The organism is Halomonas sp. 141, assembly GCF_002810305.1.
GTDB classification, from domain to species: Bacteria; Pseudomonadota; Gammaproteobacteria; order Pseudomonadales; family Halomonadaceae; genus Vreelandella; species Vreelandella stevensii.
In genome coordinates, this window is record NZ_PINZ01000086.1 from 1 (window position 1) to 2,864 (window position 2,864).

Consider the following 2,864-nt stretch of genomic DNA (forward strand, 5'->3'; position numbering starts at 1 on the left):
CGCACTCGACACACCGGATACGCCGCAGTGAGCCCAAGTGCTTGCTGACAAGAGACGCACACAATACACGTCAAAAACACCTCAGCATGATATACATTACCTGTTACGCCTGACGACCATAGCACGCGTGAACCACCTGATCCCATGCCGAACTCAGAAGTGAAACCGCTTAGCGCCGATGGTAGTGTGGGGTCTCCCCATGTGAGAGTAGGTCATCGTCAGGCACTTATTAAGCAAAAAGCCCCGAGCACTCTGTGTTCGGGGCTTTTTGCTGTGAGCTGATATTACAAAACCTTGATATTCGTGCCCGGGTGAAGACATAGCACGATGGCTTGTTTGTTGAGACGGCCAATCTCTATGGCGGCCGTTTTCATCAGCATGTTATGGGCCGCCTTGCTGGCTCGATAGCTATACCAGCCACCGTAGCCGTTATCCGTAATAGACCCGACACGGGCTGAAAGACTGGCGATAATGCTGGGATGTTTCCCTTGCAGGGAAGGCTTGAGTGCCGCAAGCAGCATGGCGGGCGTCATCGCGTTGATCTGCATGACGCGCATGAACGCTTCTTCACTGAGTTGCTCGAGGCGTTTTTCGGGCTGGATATGCAGATCTAAGTCGTGGAGCATGCCAATGGTGTTGATCAGCAGGTGAAGTGGCTGCTCTCCGACGGTCTCTGACAAGGTGCGCCGGCCGCTGCTGGTCGTCAGGTCCGCCACGACTGAGGTGATTTTGTCATGCTGCATCCTTAGCGGAGAGCGGCTGACGGCGATGATGTGGCCTGGCTGAGAGGAGGAGAGTAAACGCTGCAAGATGGCGCTACCGATGCCGCCGTTGGCTCCCGTGATCACCGCGTTAAACTGTTGGGGAAGATGAGGTAGCATGACGACTCCAGAGTTAGGCAAGGTTGCCTAATTGAAGTGCCTTGTATAAGAGTTGTTTAGGTGTGTTTCAGGCAGAAGTGTTAATGCGTCCAGGTTGAGCGCTATTTCGCCCATCCGGTTTATAAAGCGTTTTTTCGGCAATCTGACGAATGTAATCCAGCATTTGCTGGTTGTGTTTCATGCGCACTGACAGCATTTGCCCCGTCAGGGCGTTCATGCGAGCCACGCGCTCGCCCTTTTCCAGCAAGCGTTCCCAAACGGGTAGGCAGTCGGCATCATTGGCTGCCTGGCGAGCGCCAGAAGCGCCATTTGAATAGCCAAGCTTTGCCTGTACGCCGCGCCTAAGCACTTCGACGCGCTCCAGCTCACCCAGAAGTGCTTGTTTCTTGAGGGCGATGTCTGACAGTGTATCGCCATCGATGCTTCCCTTGGTCAGCTCTTCTTGCTCGTGTGTAAGCAGCTCAATGAGTTCATCGAGTCGCTGCAGCTGGCTGTCGAGAAGGCGAGATAGGCTCATGATAAGGATTATAGCTCTTTCAGGTTGGCAATTAGGCCATCAGCAATGCGGTCGGCACGGATTTCCATACGCCCTTCACGAATGGCATCGCGGATTTCCTGCACCTTGGCCATATCAAGGTCCTGGCTGCCATCCGCGCTGAACTGGCTCAGCTGTGTGGATTCACGGGTCGTGTTGCCCGTATCCGGCGTTTTGGGGCCGGTAACTTTTTGAGCATCTTCACGCTGCTGCGCCTGGTTGGTGCGTACCAGCGGATTAAGGTTGTCGATTTTCACGTTGGGGGCCTCATCGTCAACGTCTGGGCATCTCGTGCTATATGGTTACTATCGGCTTGGGCACTAAAGACTTTAGGCGCTGAATCAAAAATCGACCACTAAAACACCCTGGCCAGTGACACGTGCCATGGCGATTTCGCGTGTCCCAAAGCGTACTCGAATAATATCGCCCAGTGCGCCATTGGCCATGGCTTCTCCTTCACGGGAAACCCGAAAGCCAGTGCCTTGTGCTATGACCGTGACACGCTGCCCCCGTTCCACCAAGTGAGGTGCCTGTAGAAAGTGTGCTTGAAAGGAACCGCCGCTGCGAATCGGGCGTTGAGCCACCTTGCCAATAATGTCTGCTTGATCGGTCAGCGTTTGTGGCGCAAGGCTGCTCAAATTGCCATCCCGTAGGCCCAGCATGTCGGAGGTAATGAGCGTCCCACGCTCGATATCACGCGTGGCGACCACGTAGTTACCCACGACGTCGACCTGTGCCTGTATGTACCGCACCTGGCGGCCATCGGTACCGCATCTTACCCCCACTGATACTCTACCGACCGGGGGCTGGGTCGTGTTGGGTAAAAAAGGCTCAGGCTGCACGCAGGTAGGCAGATGTGGTGATGAGGGAGTGACGGTGATGACCGCTTCCTGCCCTAATGTTTGCGCCTGCTGATAAAGAAATAGATGCACGCTCTCTTCCAGCGTCATGTCGTTCGCCTGCACCGCATAGGGAAGAGCCAGAATGGCTAGCGCCAGGAGCGAGAAGAGGGTGCGCGTATGACTGGCCGTGACGAGAGACAACGCATGAAGCATGGAAGGGGCCGCTCAGTGTGAAAACTCAGAGTCTACACAGGCCTGAGACTGCGTAGATTGGGCAGTGTAATGCAAAAGTAGCCACCGTATCATGGGAAATGCTGGCAGAAACGCTACCTGTTCCATGCTTTAAGAGATGAAAGCCTCGCCTCTATTATCCATGATCAAGAATTTTCGATTTATTTTGGCCTCACGGCGAGCGAGGGTCGGCATGATTGATCAGCTTGGATCAGCCTTTGATTTTCACCAGCAGGCGCTTGGCTTGCGCCAGGCGCGTCACCAGGTGTTGGCTGCCAACATTGCCAATGCGGACACGCCTAGGGTGCGTTAACAATTGCTGATGGAGATCGGGCTGATTTAGAATATCAGCATTTTTCGGTGATCTATGCCTCG

At 54.5% G+C, this 2,864-nt stretch carries 4 protein-coding genes, 1 rRNA gene and 1 pseudogene; 2 read left to right on the forward strand and 4 right to left on the reverse strand.

Features of this window, described 5'->3' with window-relative positions; translation table 11 throughout:
• Positions 1-108 precede the first annotated feature (108 nt).
• Positions 109-224: ribosomal RNA gene (gene rrf, locus CWI66_RS17280) — 5S ribosomal RNA — on the forward strand.
• A 60-nt stretch (positions 225-284) separates the two neighbouring features.
• Here the strand turns inward: rrf and CWI66_RS17285 are convergent.
• The 4 genes from CWI66_RS17285 to flgA all read right to left on the reverse strand — a co-directional run bounded on the left by CWI66_RS17285 (position 285) and on the right by flgA (position 2,471).
• Complete coding sequence (locus CWI66_RS17285; protein WP_232710999.1) at positions 285-881, reverse strand: SDR family NAD(P)-dependent oxidoreductase; 597 nt, start codon at positions 879-881, stop codon at positions 285-287.
• Between the two features lie 67 nt (positions 882-948).
• A complete protein-coding gene (locus CWI66_RS17290; RefSeq protein ID WP_081139122.1) occupies positions 949-1,398 on the reverse strand; it encodes a flagella synthesis protein FlgN in 450 nt (149 codons plus the stop codon).
• An 8-nt stretch (positions 1,399-1,406) separates the two neighbouring features.
• Positions 1,407-1,673: a flagellar biosynthesis anti-sigma factor FlgM gene (flgM, locus tag CWI66_RS17295; RefSeq protein WP_016915680.1), complete on the reverse strand. Its 267-nt coding sequence runs from the start codon at positions 1,671-1,673 to the stop codon at positions 1,407-1,409.
• A gap of 84 nt (positions 1,674-1,757) precedes the next feature.
• On the reverse strand, positions 1,758-2,471 hold the full coding sequence (gene flgA, locus CWI66_RS17300; RefSeq protein ID WP_100732362.1) for a flagellar basal body P-ring formation chaperone FlgA: 714 nt from the start codon (positions 2,469-2,471) through the stop codon (positions 1,758-1,760).
• Positions 2,472-2,682: 211 nt separating this feature from the next.
• On the opposite strand from flgA, the pseudogene CWI66_RS17305 reads away from it, so the two are divergent.
• Positions 2,683-2,799, forward strand: a pseudogene (locus tag CWI66_RS17305) (flagellar basal body rod protein FlgB); the annotation flags it as partial.
• Between the last annotated feature and the right edge of the window lie 65 nt (positions 2,800-2,864).

Bases quoted from the DNA above. Each gene is read 5' to 3' on its own strand.
- flgA (WP_100732362.1), bottom strand. From the start codon at position 2,471: ATGCTTCATGCGTTGTCTCTCGTCACGGCCAGTCATACGCGCACCCTC.
- CWI66_RS17285 (WP_232710999.1), bottom strand. From the start codon at position 881: ATGCTACCTCATCTTCCCCAACAGTTTAACGCGGTGATCACGGGAGCC.
- CWI66_RS17290 (WP_081139122.1), bottom strand. From the start codon at position 1,398: ATGAGCCTATCTCGCCTTCTCGACAGCCAGCTGCAGCGACTCGATGAA.